The organism is Xaviernesmea oryzae, from assembly GCF_900109605.1.
GTDB classification, from domain to species: domain Bacteria; phylum Pseudomonadota; class Alphaproteobacteria; order Rhizobiales; family Rhizobiaceae; genus Xaviernesmea; species Xaviernesmea oryzae.
The window spans coordinates 62,169-77,705 of record NZ_FOAM01000017.1 but is presented as its reverse complement, the minus strand read 5'-3'; the positions used below and the strand labels follow the sequence as shown (position 1 = coordinate 77,705).

Genomic DNA, 15,537 nt, shown 5'->3' with positions numbered 1-15,537 from the left:
ATATAATAATATGTATTTCACGGAGAGGTATTCAGAGGCCTTGACTCATAAGGAACGATCATTCCATAACTTACATGCCTGATTTTGAGGCGCGCTCGGAAGAGTTTGCTGCGATATCGAGCAACGCAAGTAAGTGTCTTCTCCAAGCGGACACTTCGGTCTGTTTTGGCAGTGAATGCGAATACACCATGAAGTTCGCCCTGCCGTTGTCAGGGAATATGAGCCACGTTGTGTCCTTCAAATGGGGCAACGATATCGAAACGATCCAGAAATCGGAGTGGCCAGTGAGCAGCTTTTTAGGCAAGCGTGCGCGAATCGGGGTTGCGATCCCGACCACCAATACGTCCGCCCAACCAGAGATGGACGATATGCGTCCTTTCGACGTCACGAACCATGTCGCGCGAATAGCGATCGACGATGACTCGCTGGCGAATGCAGAAGGGTTTCGAAAGGTCATCGACGATATCAGGCGGTCGACTCCGAGCGCAATCAGATCCCTCCGCCATTGTGGCCTGAACGCAATCATCGCAGCGGTTTCGCCGGACGGCTACTGGGAGGGATGGCCGGCGCACGAGATGCTCCTAGCAGAGCTCACGGATGCGGGCGGAGGCGCGGCAATCGTGATGAGCGCGAACGCCATCCTTGCGGCGTTAAACGCCCTCGGCGGCATTCGCCGTATCGGACTGATCTCGCCATATCTTGAACTGGGCGATGAGCCGGTTTCGCGTTTCTTCACGGAGAGCGGAATTGATATCGTTGCTACTCATGGCTTAGGTGGCCGCACGCCCTCAAATATCTCGAACGTGACGGCTGTCGACCTGCGAAACGCAGTGCTTGCGGTGAACAGGCCCGAAGTCGAGGCAATCGTTCAGGTTGGCACCAACGTGCCGATGGCAAAGTTTGCCGCCATGGCAGAGAGTTGGATCGGCAAGCCCGTGTTGGCTAACAATCCGGTTCTCTATTGGCATGCGCTGCGATGTTCCGGAATCGGCGATGCCATTCCCGGGCACGGCCTCCTGTACGAGGCGAAGTAGAACTTCTCGCCATTTTTGAAAGCCCTGTAGTTCTTGGCGCACATGTAAATCTTGACGAACAACCGATCGAGCCGTGCTTGCTCGATTATGGAACGGTTGTTCCATATATAGGAGACACCACATGAACGAGTCCTCACCACACGTTGATCATTTCAGCGCGAACAAAGTTGAAGCTGTGCATCCACTTCTCGGCTTCCCTTCAATCGCGAAGTCGCCGGTTGGGATGCTCCTTGCGCAAAGCATTTATAGGGGCGACGAACTCGCCGTATGCGACGACACGCATGGCTTGCGCTATCGAGACTTGGTGAGACAATCGGATAAGCTTGGACGTTTGCTTTCAAGTTCCGGAATGGGCCCGGGTGACAATGTTGGCTTATTCGTCGAAGCTTCAACCGACATGATGATCGGCCTGTGGGGCATACTATTCGCTGGAAGCGCGTACGTCCCGCTTTCGACCGACTACCCACTCGATCGATTAGCATACATGATCAAAGATGCTGGGCTAAAGGTAATTGTTACACAGGATAGATTGCGCAGCAAGCTTTCAGAGATGATCCTACCTGGAGTCACATTAATTAGTTTGGACGATCTGTCTGCGATAAGGGACGACGATATAGACGGTCCGTCCGCACCAATTCAAAATGACGTTGATCCGGTCTATATGATTTACACCTCAGGCACGATTGGCGCACCGAAAGGGGTCAACATTTCATTGGCCTCAATCGTAAATCAGCTATCTTGGCTGGAAAGTGTGCATGGATTGCAGGCGGGCGAAGTCATTCTCCAAAAGACGCCAATCAGCTTTGATGCTGCGCAGTGGGAGCTCCTTGCAGTTTGCTGCGGAGCGTTGGTAATCGTGGGGCGACCTGGCATCTATCGAGATCCGCCAGCATTGATCCAGCAAATCCGCCAGCACCGGGTGACGATTTTGCAAGGCGTTCCCACGCTCTTGCAAGCACTGGTCGATCATCCAGAGTTTGAACAGTGCCAAACGCTTAGCAAGATATTCAGCGGAGGTGAAGCACTTACTAGAAAACTAGCAGCTCGCATCTTCGAAGCGCGCCCCAATTGCCGACTTGTGAACCTCTACGGGCCAACGGAGTGCACGATTAACGCAGCGTCATACAATGTCGACCCACTCGGTATCGAAGAAATGCGTGAGGTCATCCCGATCGGACGCCCGGTGCTGAACACGTTTTGCTTCGTTTTGGATTCAGATCTGCGCGAGGTCAAAACCGGCGAGACCGGAGAACTCTATATCGGAGGCGCACAATTAGCTACCGGATACCATAACCGCAAGGAGCTTACTGCGGAGCGATTTATTTTTTGGAACAATCCGGCGATGGGCGGCACGTTCCGCCTGTATCGGACGGGTGATCTCGTCGAGCGGGATAGCAGCGGCATTATGCATTTCCATGGACGTGCGGATAACCAAGTCAAGTTCCGTGGTTACCGTATCGAACTCGACGAAGTCCGCGTCGCGATCGAAAACCACGACTGGGTGAAATCCGCAGGTGTCTTCGTCAAGCCGCATCCGCGTACGGGCCAGCCAATGCTTGCTGCGGCGATCGAATTAAACCCGCGCGAAGCGCAGCTAATGGATCAGGGCAATGCAGGTGCCCATCATCAAAGCAAGAAGAGCAGGCTTCAAGTTCGAGCGCAGCTTTCGGCCGCCGGGTTACGGGATACGGTCGAGCTTGAAAATCATCGGGCGATTGACCTTCCAGGCGCCCAAGCGACTTCGGCGCAACGCGCACTGGCGTTCTCAAGAAAAACCTATCGATTTTTTGAAGGGCGGGAGATTGCAATAGGCGACGTCATTGGCTTGCTCTCGTCGAACGAACACACGGGAAAACCAGCCGATGATCCCGTCTTCCTTGATGTCAAAGTCCTTGGTCATGTACTGCGCTATCTAGGACAGTTTTCAAGCGCAGAACGGCTCCTTCCCAAATATACGTATGCCTCTCCAGGTGCACTTTATGCGACTCAGTTTTACATTGAGGTGACAAGCATCGAAGGGCTTGATGACGGTTACTATTACTATCATCCTTCCCTTCACAAGCTCTTCCACATAGCGCCCCCTAGCGACGCCAATGGTATCCCTCTAAGATTACATTTTGTTGGTAAAGTATCCGCTATAGAGCCTGTTTACAAAAACAACATCAGAGAGGTTCTGGAATTTGAAACGGGGCATATTCTTGGGGTTCTTGACCATATTTTGCCGGAGCTCGGGTTTGGTGTTGGCACGGGTCATTACATGGAAGACGCCATAAGGCATCTATCATGCGGCGCCGACCACGTCTATCTTGCCGCCTTTGATATTGTACCATACTCGGAACGTCAGGTGGATCTCCCGGTCGACATCTATGTCCAGGCGCACGGTGATCGCATACACGGCTTGCCGCAGGGACAATATTCGTATCGAAATAACGTCTTGACCCCTATTTCGCGCCATCTCATCGAGCAGCGCCACGTAATCGCGATCAATCAGAGGGTGTATTCACGGGCAAGTGGAATGGTCTCGCTCGTCAGTCTCTCTCCTGACCATTGGAGTGCGTACATTGACTTGGGACGGGTGCTGCAGCGCTTGCAGCAGAATCGGCATCATATCGGCTTGATGTCGTCGGGGTACAGCTCGAAGACCGGGCACGATCTTGCCGCTGCACTCCGGCTCCGCGATATCCTTTCCGAGCAGGGGGAAGAGGCGTTGGTTTCATACACAGCTCTTTTCGGTAGTGTTAGCGAAGCCCAAATCTATCATGAGGGCATGCATGAAGATGCCGTGCATATGGAAGGTCCTGCTGAACTGATTCGAAAAGACCTTCAGACGAGCCTGCCGGACTACATGGTTCCCAGTAAGCTCGTCCTTGTCCCGTCAATGCCTCTCAGTCCGTCTGGCAAGGTTGACGTCAAGGCGCTGCAAGAACTTCCGCAATTTGCGGATAACGATGCAGAGCGGGAGGTGATAGCGCCTCGCAACGAGATCGAGATACGTCTAGCGCGTATATGGAGCGAAGAACTAGACATTGAGGAACTCTCCATCCGCGACGATTTCTTTGATCTCGGAGGTGACTCGCTGCAAGCCGTGCAATTGGTTTTGAGCATCAACCGTTTACTCGGAGTCGAGCTGCCTGTTCAGGTATTATTTGAGTGCTCTACCATAGAGGCTCTTGCTGAGCGACTTGGTGCCAATGAGCCAAAGCAATCCTACTCGCGCGCAGTCATTTTAAAGAAAGGGATCGGAAGGCCGATTTTCTGCTGGCCTGGCCTCGGGGGCTATCCGATGAGCCTGCGGCACCTTGCTGCTGCACTCGACACTCCACGTCCCTTCATCGGAATACAAGCAGAGGGTGTAAATGCTGGAGAGAATATTTGCGACTCGATTCAAGAAATGTCAGCGCGCGACGCTGCGCTGATACGTCAGGTGCAGCCTGACGGCCCCTACAGCTTGTGGGGGTATTCGTTCGGAGCCCGAGTTGCTTATGAAACGGCTTGGCATCTTGAGCAGGCGGGTCAAAAGGTAGCCGAAATTATCCTCATCGCACCTGGCTCACCTCAACTGGCAACTGGCGACCCGCTTCGGAAAGAGCCGGACGCGCTATTCTTGGATCCTTCGTTTCTGACGATCCTTTACTCTGTTTTCGCTCAGACGATTGACCATTCTCGAGTAGCCCCAATGCTTGGCGCGGTACGTGACAAAAACACTTTTGTCGAATTCGTTTCTGCAGAGAAGCCTGAACTGGACGTCAACCTAATCGTGCGCATCACGCAACTCGTGACGAAGATCTACACACCGGGCTTTGGGTCACGGTTGGAAAAGCGGACATTGTCTTCTCCTGTACGACTATTCAAGGCGAGAGGTGATAGCACGTCCTTCGTCGAGACCGCCGCAGAAGCATTACGGGGGAGCGTTGTCAATGTTCCCGTTGCACCCGATCATTATAAGATCTTGAAGCCCGGCGGAGTTGAGGAACTTATCCATGTCATCCATCGATATTCGCTCGATGAATTTGGAACGGCGTCTAATGCCGCAACTGTAGGCGAGGAGTGATCCATGCCGCACGTCATTATTAAATACTTCGACGCGCCCGTCAGTGATGTATCGAAGGCGAATTTGGTCGATGTAATCAGTGGAGCTCTTGTGGAAAATCTTCGCTGCCATCCGGCGGCAATCTCGATCGTGCTGCGGCCTATCGCGCCAGAAAACTGGCACGAACAAGTCTTTGTTCCTGACATTGAAAATGCGGCCTCGGAATTAATTTTAGCCCCTGACTACTCCGCGATTCCAGCTTCATCATAGTAGGATCTCTACATACCTGAGATAGGAATTCCATATCGTGATCGGCGCGAGCCGATCACGATATTTGGTTGCTCCGGCATCGTACGCCAATTCAACGCTCGTCGGTCATAATCCGGCGGCTCTTCTTAAACGCGCGGTCTGTCGCCATGAAGCGTTCCAGCATGGGCGCAATTAGGCGATTTGGATCGGTGGCCGGTTGCCCGCTTTCTTGAGCGAGCACCTCGGCATAAGCGACCAGGTCGCGGTGCAGGCTGGCTGGCAGCTCCAGTGTGACCTTGACTGGCTTGTCGTCAGCGATCGGCCCAAGCTTCAGCTTCGCCATAAAATCACTCCGTGTATGGTTCGAGAACGAGATCGCGCGTCACCAGCACGCGGACCGGAAAGCCGGGGCGGATGGTGAGAGTCGGCGCGATGTCGAGCTGACGCCCGACCACTTGGCGGCCGACCTGGTTGATACCGTCGGATGCCCCCTGGCGGATGGCTCGGGCTATGTCGCTCTCCTCGCCCGACGATCCGGCCTGCGAGCCGATGCTGAGGAGCGTCGAGAGCCCTGCGGCCTTGGCAAGATCCCACCAGTGATGATCGACGCCATCCTCGAGGCCGGCATAGCCTTCCGCATCGGCGCCGGGCTGACGTTCGAGGACGATCGAGCGCCCGTTGGGGAAGATCAGCCGCGTCCAGACGAGCAGCACCCGGCGCTGGCCGAAGCCGACGCCATTGTCGTACTGACCGACGACGCGTGTGCCCTGGGGCACAAGCAAAATGCGTCCGGTTGGGCTGTCGTAGACGTTCTCCGTCACCTGGGCGGTAATCTGGCCTGGCAGATCGGAGCGGATGCCGGTGATGAGCGCGGCGGCGATCACCGCGCCGGCCTGCAGCACCGTCTTCGAGGCCGGCGCGACGACGCGATCGGGTGAAACCGTGCGCTTGTCAGGCGTCTGGTCGAGGAATGCCTGCTGGCGTTGCTGTGCGGAAGGCGTGGCCGGTTGCGGGGCAAGACCGAGACTCGCGAGGTCCGTGGGCGGCGTGGCGGTCGCCGTCGAAGGCATCGCCGTGCTGTCGGCGGACCGCGTTTCGGTCGAGGCGAAGAGCTTCGCAAGCCGCGCCGCCTCCAGCTCCTGTGCCCGCCGCTGCTCCTCCGGCGTCGGTCCGACCGGCCCGGCGTTGGGCGCGACGATCGCTGGTGCCGGCACCGGCTGGCCAGCGTTCTGCGCATTGAGGATCGGTCGGCCGAGATCGCCGGGCAGCGGCGGGCCGAGTTTCGGGACGCCACTATAGTCCTTGGGCAGGCCGTTGAGGCCGTCCGGGGTCGAGCGGTTGTCGGTCGAGTAGAGCTCCTGGCCCTGGCTGCCGCTGCGGGTCTGGAGGGCGTAGTAGAGCGCGCCGCTGATCGCGAGGCTGCCGGCAGCACCAAGACCGATCAGCACCTTGCGGGACAGCCGCGTAACGCGCGGCGGCTCGGGACGCAGCCGCATCGGCGCGACCGGCTCGCCGGTCAGCGGCCGGGCATCGTCCTCCGCGCCGGCCTGATGGGAAAGCTCGGGCTGCCGTCCTTCCTCCATATCGGGATCAAATTCGCTACTCATGACGCCGGCCTCCCATCGGTCCGGGAGATGCGGACCCGCTTCTGGTCCTTCGCCGCGCCGAAGCGCAGTTCGGCGGCGGCGAAGAGCCGATCGACGATCATGTAGTGGCCGCGCACGCGGTAGTTCACCAGTTCGGAGGTGTCGCCCTCCGGCCCGACCACGAAGAGCGGCGGCATCTCGCCCTGGCCGATCCCGCGCGGGAACTCGATGAACACCTGCCGACCGTCGTCGAAAGCGCGCAACGGCCGCCATGGCGCGCGATCACCGGAGACCTCGTAGCGGAAGTTGACGCTGGCGAGATCGACGCCGGATGAGACTGGCTGTGCCGCTTGCGCTTCGGCGTTTTGGCGCCGGAGCGCGATGAGCTGGTCCTGCGGATACTGCCAGGAGACCGAGGCCATGTAGGTCTTCTCGGTCGAGCGAAGTTCCATGTGATAGGTGCGCCGATCGGTATTGATGACGATGTTGGTCATCAGATCCGCGCGCGTCGGCTTCACCAGGATGTGGACCTGTTTGCCCGCGCCGCTGCCGCTCTCGGTATCACCGATGATCCACCGCACGGTATCGCCGGCCGCGACCGGGCCGGAGCCGACGAGCTGCTCCCCGGGCTGAAGGGCGATGTCGGTGATCTGCCCCGGCGCGGCATAGACCTGATAGAGCGCACCATCGGCGAAGGGATAAAGCTGCATCGAGTTGATGAAGCCGTTGCGGACGGGCTGCATCCGCGCGGCGGCATTGGCCTGGTTGACGCGCACGGTGGGATCGGCGGCCTCGGGCACGCGCGTTCCATCCTTTCCGATCGGCTTCAACTGGCCAGGAAGCGGCAGTGGTTTCGGCAGGCTGACCACGGTGACGGGTGCCGGGGGATCGACCTTCAGGACGGCTGGCGCGGCATCGTCATAGGAGATCTCGGGCGGTGGCACATGCCCGGCGCAACCGGCCAGGGCCGATGTGGCGAACAGGACAAGCGGGAAAGCGGCTTTGCAATGAGCCGGCCTCCCGGCTTTGCGGAAGGTGGGCATCATTGTCCAAGCTCCTTCGACCAGTTGATGGCGTTGACGTAGATTCCGAGCGGGTTGGCCCGGAGCCTTTCGGGGTCGCGCGGGGTTTGCAGCGCGATCGTCAGGATGGCAGACCAGCGTTCGGTCGCGGCGAGCGCGCCGTCTTGATAGCGGCGCTCGGTCCACGCGACGCGGAAGCTCGACGGCGAGGCACGGATGACCGACGACACCTCGATGGCAATCTGCTGCTTGCCGACCTTGGCGAAGGGGTCGTTGGCGCGGGCATAGTCGCTCAGCGCCAGCGCACCGCCCTGCGTGGTGAAGTCGTAGGCGCGCAGCCAGTTCTGCCGCACGATGATGGGGTCGGCCGGGATCGAGCGGACCTGCTCGATGAAGCGCGCCAGGTAGAAGGCAATCTGCGCGTCGCTTGGCTGATAGTCGGCGGTGGCGGGCGCAACGGCCTGCGCCTGGCCGAGCTTGTCGACCTGCACCACCCACGGCACGATCGAGCCGCTGAGCGACTGCCAGACCAGCGCCGCGGACAGTCCGGACGACAATGCGAGCGATCCAAAGGCCATCAGCCGCCAGTTCTTCGCCTGGACGCGGGCCGAGCCGATGCGGTCATCCCAGATTTGCGCAGCGCGCTGGTACGGGGTCACGGGCTGAGGTGATTTGCCGTAATGGGCGGCGGGTCGCTTGAACATGGTCAATGGCCTTCAGACAGGTTGACGGAGGAGCCGCCGCCATGGCTGTCGCCGGATTTGACAGCGTGAGCGGCGGCCTGGACGCCGTGGGACATCTTCTGGGAGCGCTGCATGCGCTTGGCCCAAGCGGGCGGGCTGCCGGCAGCGGCGGGCGCGGAAGAGGATGCAGAGGCGGCCGGAGCGGCTTCGCTCCCGGTATCGTCGCCGACGGTGCCGGCGGTGGACGATCCGCCCGTCACCTCGAAGGCGGTGCGTGCGCCGGACTGGTAGCTGGACTTCACGCTGTGTGAGGCCCGCCCTGCGGCGCGCTTCAGCGGGGAAGCGGCAGCCTGCGCGCCGGTCGAGGCAACCTTGCCAAGCCCGGAGGCAACGGCGGATGCCCCCGACTCTCCGGCTGCTCCGAGGCTGTAGGCGGTCGACGCACCGCCAGCGAGGGCGGCCCCGCCACGGGCGGCCGCGGCAGCGCCACCGATGAGCGACGCGCCCCCGGATGCCACCGCGCCGATGGCGGCACCACCGGCCGCGACCATGCCACCGGCGGCAAGGCCAGTGCCGATCGCGGCGCCCGCGCCGAGTTGAGGGCCGCCGGAGACGAGGCCGTTGGCGATGCCCGGACCGAAAATGCCAAGGCCGAGGAGCGACAGGGCCGCCAGCACGATCGTCATCGCATCATCAATGGTCGGCGTCGCGCCGTTGAACCCGCGCGTGAACTCGGCAAACAGCGTCGAGCCGATCCCGATGATGACGGCGAGCACCAGGACCTTGATGCCGGAGGAAATGACGTTGCCGAGCACGCGCTCGGCCATGAAGGCCGATTTGCCGAACAGGCCGAAGGGGATCAGCACGAAGCCGGCGAGCGTCGTCAGCTTGAACTCGATCAGCGTGACGAAGAGCTGGATGGCGAGGATGAAGAAGGCGAGCAGGATCAGCGCCCAGGCGAAGAGCAGGCAGGCGATCTGGATGAAGTTCTCGAAGAAGGAGACCCAGCCCATCAGGTCGGAGATCGAGTCGAGCAGCGGGCGACCGGCATCAAGGCCGGTCTGCGCGACCTTGCCGGGGCGTAAGAGATCGGCGACAGCAAAGCCCGTCCCCGACGCTTTCAGGCCGAGACCGGCGAAGCTCTCGAAGACGATCCTCGCGAGGTTATTCCAGTTGCCGATGATGTAGGCGAAGACGCCGACGAACAGCGTCTTCTTGACGAGCCGCGCGATGATGTCGTCGTCGGCGCCCCACGACCAGAACAGCGCCGCCAGCGTCACGTCGATGACGATCAGCGTGGTGGCGATGAACGCCACCTCGGGCTTGAGCATCCCGAAGCCGCTGTCGATGTAGCGGGTGAAGACCTCGAGGAAATGGTCGATGACGCCGGTGCCGCCCATGATCAGCGCTCCTGATCCGGTGCAGGTTGGAGAGCAGACGCTTCCGGCAGCCTTTCCATCGGGCGGGCACCTGGTGCGAGGAAGCGTCGGCGATTCTCCGCCCATGCGCGCAAGCACGCGGCGTCGCGGGAACCGCCCTCGCCGAGGAGCTGGCAACGGATCAGCTCGGCGCGAAGCGGATCGGCGGGCCTCGTCAGGATGCGCTCGGCCGGCTGCTCCATTTGCGTCTCATCCTTGCGGCTCGTTTCGATCGCGGTCGCTGTGATGGCGACGCCGATGAAGACGACGGCGCCGAGCCGGGCGAAGGTCTTGCCGTCCATCGCGCCGCCCCCCTCAGTTGCTGCCGTGGAACATCTGCGCGTTGCCGGGCTGGTAGCCCGCACCGGGCGTCAGGAAGCGTCGGCGCTGCTCGCGGCCTTGGTCGGCCGCGGCGGCCTGCTCGGCGTCGCGCAGCGCCTGCGCCCGGCCGTTGGCGGCAACGACGGCGGTCAGGTCCGCGAGTTGCTGCGCCTGGAGCGCGAGAAGCTGGTTGCCGGCCTGGGTCGCCTGCAACGCGCCGGTCGCGCCTTGGCTGGCCGTGACGAGCCGCGACATCTCCGTGCGGTTGGTGTCGATGTTGCCGACGACGGTGGCCTGCACCTTCATCGCGTCCTGAAGACCGCCGACGGTGTTCTGCCAGCGCGAGCGGGCGTCCTGAACGAGCTGGCGATCGGTCGCCGTCAGGGAGGCATTGCCGTATTTGGTCTGGAAGGCCCGGTCGATTTGCTGGACGTCGTAGGCGATGTTCTGCGCCTGTTGCAGAAGCTGCTGGGTTCGGCGGACGGACTGCTGGAGTTGCTGGAGCGAGGAAGTGGGCAGGCTCGCGAGGTTGCGGGCCTGGTTGACCAGCATCTGTGCCTCGTTCTGCAGCGAGGTGATCTGGTTGGTGATCTGCTGGAGCGCGCGGGCCGCCTGGATGACGTTCTGCGCATAGTTCGACGGATCGAACACGATGATGGCGTGCGCCGGCGTCGCCAGCATGGGCGCGAGCGCGACGGGCGCGGTGAGCAGGGCCATGGCGAAGCGGGCGCCCCGCGCGCAGGAATGGACGCGGATCATGGATTGGTCTCCTCGGGAGTGGTGGATGGAAGGGGGAATGGCGCGATCGACGGGCCGGTGGCGCCGGGATCGACATTGGTGAGGTCGCCGATCATGTCGGCCGCCCAGGCGAGACGGTTCTCGCAGAGCCATTCGTAGAGGAAGCGGTCGGTGCCCGAGCGGGCATGGACCTCGGCGATCAGCGCCTGGTGCTGGCGCGAGGACGCCGCGCAGAGCGCCAGCGCCACCTCCGACAGACCCAGCTCGAACAGCCGGTTGCCGCGCCGCGACTGGCAGTAATAGTCGCGCTTCGGCATCGCCCGCGCGAGGATCTCGATCTGGCGATCGTTGAGGCCGAAGCGGCGGTAGATGGCGGTAATCTGCGGCTCGATCGCGCGTTCATTCGGTAGCAGCAACCGAGTCTGGCAGCTCTCGATGATCGCGGGCGCGATGGCCGATCCGTCGATGTCTGATAGCGACTGCGTGGCGAAGATGACGCTGGCGTTCTTCTTGCGCAGCGTCTTCAGCCACTCACGAAGCTGCCCGGCGAAGCCTTCGTCATCGAGCGCGAGCCAGCCTTCATCGACGATGATGAGCGTCGGCGAGCCGTCGAGCCGGTCCTCTATCCGGTGGAAGAGGTAGGCGAGCACGGCGGGCCCGGCGTCGGTGCCGATGAGCCCTTCCGTCTCGAACGCCTGGACGGTGGCAGTGCCAAGCTGCTCGCTCTCGGCATCGAGCAGCCTGCCCCATGCGCCGCCGACGCAATAGGGCCGCAGCGCCTGCTTCAGGTCGTTCGAGGCGAGCAACACGCAAAGGCCGGTGATGGTGCGCTCGTCGATCGGCGCGGAGGCCAGCGAGGTCAAAGCCGTCCAGATGTGCTCCTTCACCTCCGGGGTGATCGCCACGCCTTCACGGATCAGGATCGCGACGATCCAGTCTGCGGCCCAGGCGCGCTCAGAGGTGTCGTCGACGCGGGCGAGAGGCTGCAACGAAACGGAGGTTTGCGAACCATCCGTCAGTCCGCCGCCGAGGTCGTGCCAGTCGCCACGCATGGCGAGCGCCGCGGCGCGGATCGAGCCGCCGAAGTCGAAGGCGAAGACCTGTGCCCCGCGGTAGCGCCGGAATTGGAGCGCCATCAGCGCCAACAGCACGGACTTGCCCGCGCCGGTGGGGCCGACGACGAGCGTATGACCGACATCGCCGACGTGAAGGGAAAACCGGAACGGGGTCGAGCCCTCGGTCTTGCCGTACAGCAAGGGGGGAGCGCCGAAATGCTCGTCCCGTTCCGGCCCCGCCCACACCGCTGAAAGCGGGATCATATGGGCGAGATTGAGCGTGGAGATCGGAGGCTGCCGCACATTGGCGTAGACATGGCCGGGCAAGCTGCCGAGCCAGGCGTCCACCGCGTTGATGGTCTCGGCCATGGCGGTGAAATCGCGGCCCTGAATGACCTTCTCGACCAGCCGCAGCTTCTCGTCGGCAATGCGCGGATCGGCGTCCCACACGGTCACCGTGGCGGTGACATAGGCGATGCCGGCATAATCGGCGCCGAGTTCCTGGAGGGCGAGATCGGCGTCCGCCGCCTTGTTCGACGCGTCGGTGTCGACCAGCGCCGAGGCTTCGTTGGTCATCACCTCCTTGAGGATCGCAGCGATCGACTTGCGCTTGGCGAACCATTGCCGGCGGATCTTTGTCAGCAGCCTCACTGCGTCGGTCTTGTCGAGCAGGATGGCGCGGGTGGACCAGCGGTACGGGAAGGCCAGCCGGTTCAGCTCGTCGAGCAGGCCGGGCGTCGTCGCGGTCGGAAAGCCGGTGATGGTGAGGACGCGCAGGTGCTGACTGCCGAGGCGCGGCTCCAACCCGCCGCTCAGCGGCTGGTCGGCGATGAGCGCGTCGAGGTACATCGGCGTCTCCGGCACCCGGACACGATGCCGGTGCGTCGAGACGCAGCCATGCAGGTAAGTCAGCGTCTCGCCATCATCGAGCCAGCGGCATTCCGGCATGAAGGCTTCGATCAGCCGCAGCAGCCGGTCGGTACGATCGGCAAAGGTCGTCATCACCTCATGGCCGTCGACGCCGGCGGTCTCGCGGCCCTCATAGAGCCAGGTCTCGGCGCGGGCAGCGTCCTCGGCCGGCGGCAGATAGGTAAAGGTCAGGAAGTAGCTGGACTCGAAGTGGCTGCCTGCCTCCTCAAAGTCGGCCTTGCGCTCGGCATCAACCAGCGCCGAAGCCGAGTCCGGGAAGAGGCTGTTCGGATAGGTCGCGGCCGGATGACGCTGGGCTTCGACGAAGATCGCCCAGCCGGAGCCGAGACGCCTAAAGGCGTTGTTGAGACGACCGGCAACGGCGACCAGCTCGGCAGGGACGGCGCTGTCGAGATCGGGACCGCGAAACCGTGCCGTGCGCTGGAAGCTGCCGTCCTTGTTCAGCACGATGCCGGCGCCGACCAATGCCACCCAGGGCAGGAAGTCGGCGAGCCTTGCATTCCTGTTGTGATATTCGGCGAGGTTCATCATCGCTGACGCACCCCTCAGACCGCGAGATGCGCGGGGATGCGCAGATGACGGCGGCCAACCTCGACGAAGAGCGGGTCGCGCTTGGCGGCCCACACAGCCGTGAAGTGCCCGATCGCCCAGATGGCGAGGCCAACCAGCCAGAGCCGCAGGCCGAGGCCCACGGCGCCGGCGAGTGTCCCGTTCATGATTGCGATGGCGCGGGGCGCGCCGCCGAGCAGGATCGGCTCGGCGAGCGAGCGATGCAGCGGCACGGTGTAGCCGGGCACGTCCGCGCCCTGATCGACGGCGCCCACCATCAGACCAGCGCCCCGCCGCCGAACGAGAAGAACGACAGGAAGAAGCTCGACGCCGCAAAGGCGATCGACAGCCCGAAGACGATCTGGATCAGCCGGCGGAAGCCGCCGGACGTGTCGCCGAAGGCAAGTGCCAGGCCGGTCGAGATGATGATGATCACCGCGACGATCTTGGCGACCGGACCCTCAATCGACTGGAGGATGGACTGGAGCGGCGCTTCCCACGGCATGGACGAGCCGGACGCCCATGCGGGCGCGCTCGCCAGCATCCCGATGGCGAGAATGGGAGCGGACGCGAGTCTGCGACGGAAAACGGTGTGATGGATCATGGATGCTCTCCAGGCTGGACAGAGGTTGCGGGGGTGACGCGGTAGTCGCCTTGCGGATCGAGACCTTCGATGCGCGCAAGTTCGGTCAGGCGGCGCTGCGCGCCTCGGCCGGAGAGCACGGCCACGAGGTCGATCGTCTCGGCGATCAAGGCTCGGGGCACCGTGACGACGGCTTCCTGAATGAGTTGCTCCATGCGGCGGAGCGCGCCGATGGCACTGCCGGCGTGGATCGTGCCGATGCCGCCGGGATGGCCGGTGCCCCACGCCTTCAGAAGGTCGAGGGCCTCAGGCCCACGCACCTCGCCGATCGGGATGCGATCGGGGCGCAGGCGAAGGGAGGAGCGGACGAGATCGGAGAGCGAGGCGACGCCGTCCTTGGTGCGCATGGCGACGAGATTGGGCGCGGCGCATTGCAGTTCGCGCGTGTCCTCGATGATGATGACGCGATCGGACGTCCTCGCCACCTCGGCAAGCAGGGCATTGGTGAGCGTGGTCTTGCCGGTCGAGGTGCCGCCGGCGACGAGGATGTTACGGCGCTGGGTGACGGCGAGGCGCAGCAACGCCGCCTGGGCAAAGCTCATGATGCCGTTGTTGGCATAGTCGTCGAGGGTGAAGACGGCGACGGCAGGCTTGCGGATGGCGAAGGCGGGCGCAGAGACGACGGGCGGCAGCAGACCTTCGAACCGCTCTCCCGTCTCGGGCAGTTCGGCTGAGACCCGCGGGGCACCGGGATGGACTTCCGCGCCGACATGGTGCGCGACCAGCCGCACGATGCGTTCGCCGTCAGCGGGCGACAGATGCTCGCCCGTGTCGGACAGTCCTTCGGAGAGGCGGTCGATCCAGATGCGCCCGTCCGGGTTCAGCATCACCTCGACGACGGCGGGGTCCTCTAAGAATCGCGCGATGGCAAGGCCAAGCGCCGTGCGCAGCATGCGCGCGCCGCGCTCTTTCGCTTCCGATGGTCGGCTATGAAGCACGCAAACTACCCCGCATCTGCCGGACGCGCTTCATGGCTTCCGGGATCGAGGTTAAGTAAAAAAGGCCTCAGACAAACCGTTTCAAGAGTTTTTTATCGTAGTAGTGCAATATCGCAAACAATAGTATGATCGGCGACGACGTCCCGTAAGGACAAAAACATGCCAATTCGCTTTAGGTCTCGGAGTGCTTAGAGATTGCCGGAAGATTATTTATAGGGCCGCTGAACGCACGATGTCACGTCGACGCTGGCACGCATCGGCGATCTAGATTTATCGGAGGATTTAAGAGGGAACCGCTCGGTTTTTTAACTACAATAACATGGATTGGACTCGTCGTTTAA

14 protein-coding genes are annotated in these 15,537 nt (G+C 62.1%); 3 read left to right on the top strand and 11 right to left on the bottom strand.

The genetic code is table 11. From position 1 onward, the window contains the following. Positions 1-188 precede the first annotated feature (188 nt). The 3 genes from BMX61_RS19170 (at position 189) to BMX61_RS19160 (ending at position 5,334) form a co-directional block, all read left to right on the top strand. Positions 189-1,034 (top strand): maleate cis-trans isomerase family protein, encoded by an 846-nt coding sequence (locus BMX61_RS19170; protein ID WP_210186298.1) that lies wholly within the window; start codon positions 189-191, stop codon positions 1,032-1,034. A gap of 121 nt (positions 1,035-1,155) precedes the next feature. Beyond that, on the top strand, positions 1,156-5,085 hold the full coding sequence (locus BMX61_RS19165) for a non-ribosomal peptide synthetase family protein (RefSeq protein ID WP_083639544.1): 3,930 nt from the start codon (positions 1,156-1,158) through the stop codon (positions 5,083-5,085). Positions 5,086-5,088: 3 nt separating this feature from the next. Beyond that, positions 5,089-5,334, top strand: a complete 246-nt coding sequence (locus BMX61_RS19160) for a tautomerase family protein (protein ID WP_075628726.1) — start codon at positions 5,089-5,091, stop codon at positions 5,332-5,334. Positions 5,335-5,425: 91 nt separating this feature from the next. Here the strand turns inward: BMX61_RS19160 and BMX61_RS19155 are convergent, their stop codons facing one another. Genes BMX61_RS19155 through trbB form a run of 11 tightly spaced genes read right to left on the bottom strand, consistent with a single transcriptional unit; the run spans position 5,426 to position 15,151 of the window. Next, positions 5,426-5,656, bottom strand: a complete 231-nt coding sequence (locus tag BMX61_RS19155) for a DUF2274 domain-containing protein (protein WP_075628727.1) — start codon at positions 5,654-5,656, stop codon at positions 5,426-5,428. 4 nt (positions 5,657-5,660) lie between these two features. Beyond that, entirely contained in the window at positions 5,661-6,920 is a 1,260-nt protein-coding gene (locus BMX61_RS19150) for a TraB/TrbI/VirB10 family type IV secretion system protein (protein WP_083639545.1), read from the bottom strand. After that, on the bottom strand, positions 6,917-7,945 hold the full coding sequence (trbG, locus tag BMX61_RS19145) for a P-type conjugative transfer protein TrbG (protein ID WP_075628728.1): 1,029 nt from the start codon (positions 7,943-7,945) through the stop codon (positions 6,917-6,919). Before trbG ends, BMX61_RS19150 begins: the two co-directional genes overlap by 4 nt. Next, positions 7,942-8,625, bottom strand: a complete 684-nt coding sequence (trbF, locus tag BMX61_RS19140; protein WP_075628729.1) for a conjugal transfer protein TrbF — start codon at positions 8,623-8,625, stop codon at positions 7,942-7,944. Before trbF ends, trbG begins: the two co-directional genes overlap by 4 nt. A gap of 2 nt (positions 8,626-8,627) precedes the next feature. Beyond that, positions 8,628-10,004 carry a P-type conjugative transfer protein TrbL gene (gene trbL, locus BMX61_RS19135; RefSeq protein WP_075628730.1) on the bottom strand — a complete coding sequence of 459 codons (1,377 nt, stop codon included), beginning with the start codon at positions 10,002-10,004 and terminating at the stop codon, positions 8,628-8,630. Positions 10,005-10,006: 2 nt separating this feature from the next. Beyond that, positions 10,007-10,324: a putative entry exclusion protein TrbK-alt gene (trbK-alt, locus tag BMX61_RS19130; RefSeq protein WP_075628731.1), complete on the bottom strand. Its 318-nt coding sequence runs from the start codon at positions 10,322-10,324 to the stop codon at positions 10,007-10,009. A 13-nt stretch (positions 10,325-10,337) separates the two neighbouring features. Beyond that, positions 10,338-11,102, bottom strand: coding sequence for a P-type conjugative transfer protein TrbJ (gene trbJ, locus BMX61_RS19125; RefSeq protein WP_075628732.1), 765 nt, complete (start codon positions 11,100-11,102; stop codon positions 10,338-10,340). Continuing rightward, entirely contained in the window at positions 11,099-13,597 is a 2,499-nt protein-coding gene (trbE, locus tag BMX61_RS19120) for a conjugal transfer protein TrbE (RefSeq protein WP_075628733.1), read from the bottom strand. The genes trbJ and trbE overlap by 4 nt, the downstream gene beginning before the upstream one ends. A 14-nt stretch (positions 13,598-13,611) precedes the next feature. Further along, positions 13,612-13,893, bottom strand: a complete 282-nt coding sequence (locus BMX61_RS19115) for a VirB3 family type IV secretion system protein (RefSeq protein ID WP_075628734.1) — start codon at positions 13,891-13,893, stop codon at positions 13,612-13,614. Then, positions 13,893-14,159 carry a TrbC/VirB2 family type IV secretion system protein gene (locus BMX61_RS19110; RefSeq protein ID WP_234794746.1) on the bottom strand — a complete coding sequence of 89 codons (267 nt, stop codon included), beginning with the start codon at positions 14,157-14,159 and terminating at the stop codon, positions 13,893-13,895. The genes BMX61_RS19115 and BMX61_RS19110 overlap by 1 nt, the downstream gene beginning before the upstream one ends. 56 nt (positions 14,160-14,215) lie before the next feature. After that, complete coding sequence (trbB, locus tag BMX61_RS19105) at positions 14,216-15,151, bottom strand: P-type conjugative transfer ATPase TrbB (protein ID WP_075628736.1); 936 nt, start codon at positions 15,149-15,151, stop codon at positions 14,216-14,218. Between the last annotated feature and the right edge of the window lie 386 nt (positions 15,152-15,537).

Coding starts and splice junctions, on each gene's coding strand:
- BMX61_RS19170 (WP_210186298.1), top strand. CDS start 189: ATGAAGTTCGCCCTGCCGTTGTCAGGGAATATGAGCCACGTTGTGTCC.
- BMX61_RS19165 (WP_083639544.1), top strand. CDS start 1,156: ATGAACGAGTCCTCACCACACGTTGATCATTTCAGCGCGAACAAAGTT.
- BMX61_RS19160 (WP_075628726.1), top strand. CDS start 5,089: ATGCCGCACGTCATTATTAAATACTTCGACGCGCCCGTCAGTGATGTA.
- BMX61_RS19155 (WP_075628727.1), bottom strand. CDS start 5,656: ATGGCGAAGCTGAAGCTTGGGCCGATCGCTGACGACAAGCCAGTCAAG.
- BMX61_RS19150 (WP_083639545.1), bottom strand. CDS start 6,920: ATGAGTAGCGAATTTGATCCCGATATGGAGGAAGGACGGCAGCCCGAG.
- trbG (WP_075628728.1), bottom strand. CDS start 7,945: ATGATGCCCACCTTCCGCAAAGCCGGGAGGCCGGCTCATTGCAAAGCC.
- trbF (WP_075628729.1), bottom strand. CDS start 8,625: ATGTTCAAGCGACCCGCCGCCCATTACGGCAAATCACCTCAGCCCGTG.
- trbL (WP_075628730.1), bottom strand. CDS start 10,004: ATGGGCGGCACCGGCGTCATCGACCATTTCCTCGAGGTCTTCACCCGC.
- trbK-alt (WP_075628731.1), bottom strand. CDS start 10,324: ATGGACGGCAAGACCTTCGCCCGGCTCGGCGCCGTCGTCTTCATCGGC.
- trbJ (WP_075628732.1), bottom strand. CDS start 11,102: ATGATCCGCGTCCATTCCTGCGCGCGGGGCGCCCGCTTCGCCATGGCC.
- trbE (WP_075628733.1), bottom strand. CDS start 13,597: ATGATGAACCTCGCCGAATATCACAACAGGAATGCAAGGCTCGCCGAC.
- BMX61_RS19115 (WP_075628734.1), bottom strand. CDS start 13,893: ATGGTGGGCGCCGTCGATCAGGGCGCGGACGTGCCCGGCTACACCGTG.
- BMX61_RS19110 (WP_234794746.1), bottom strand. CDS start 14,159: ATGCTGGCGAGCGCGCCCGCATGGGCGTCCGGCTCGTCCATGCCGTGG.
- trbB (WP_075628736.1), bottom strand. CDS start 15,151: ATGCTGCGCACGGCGCTTGGCCTTGCCATCGCGCGATTCTTAGAGGAC.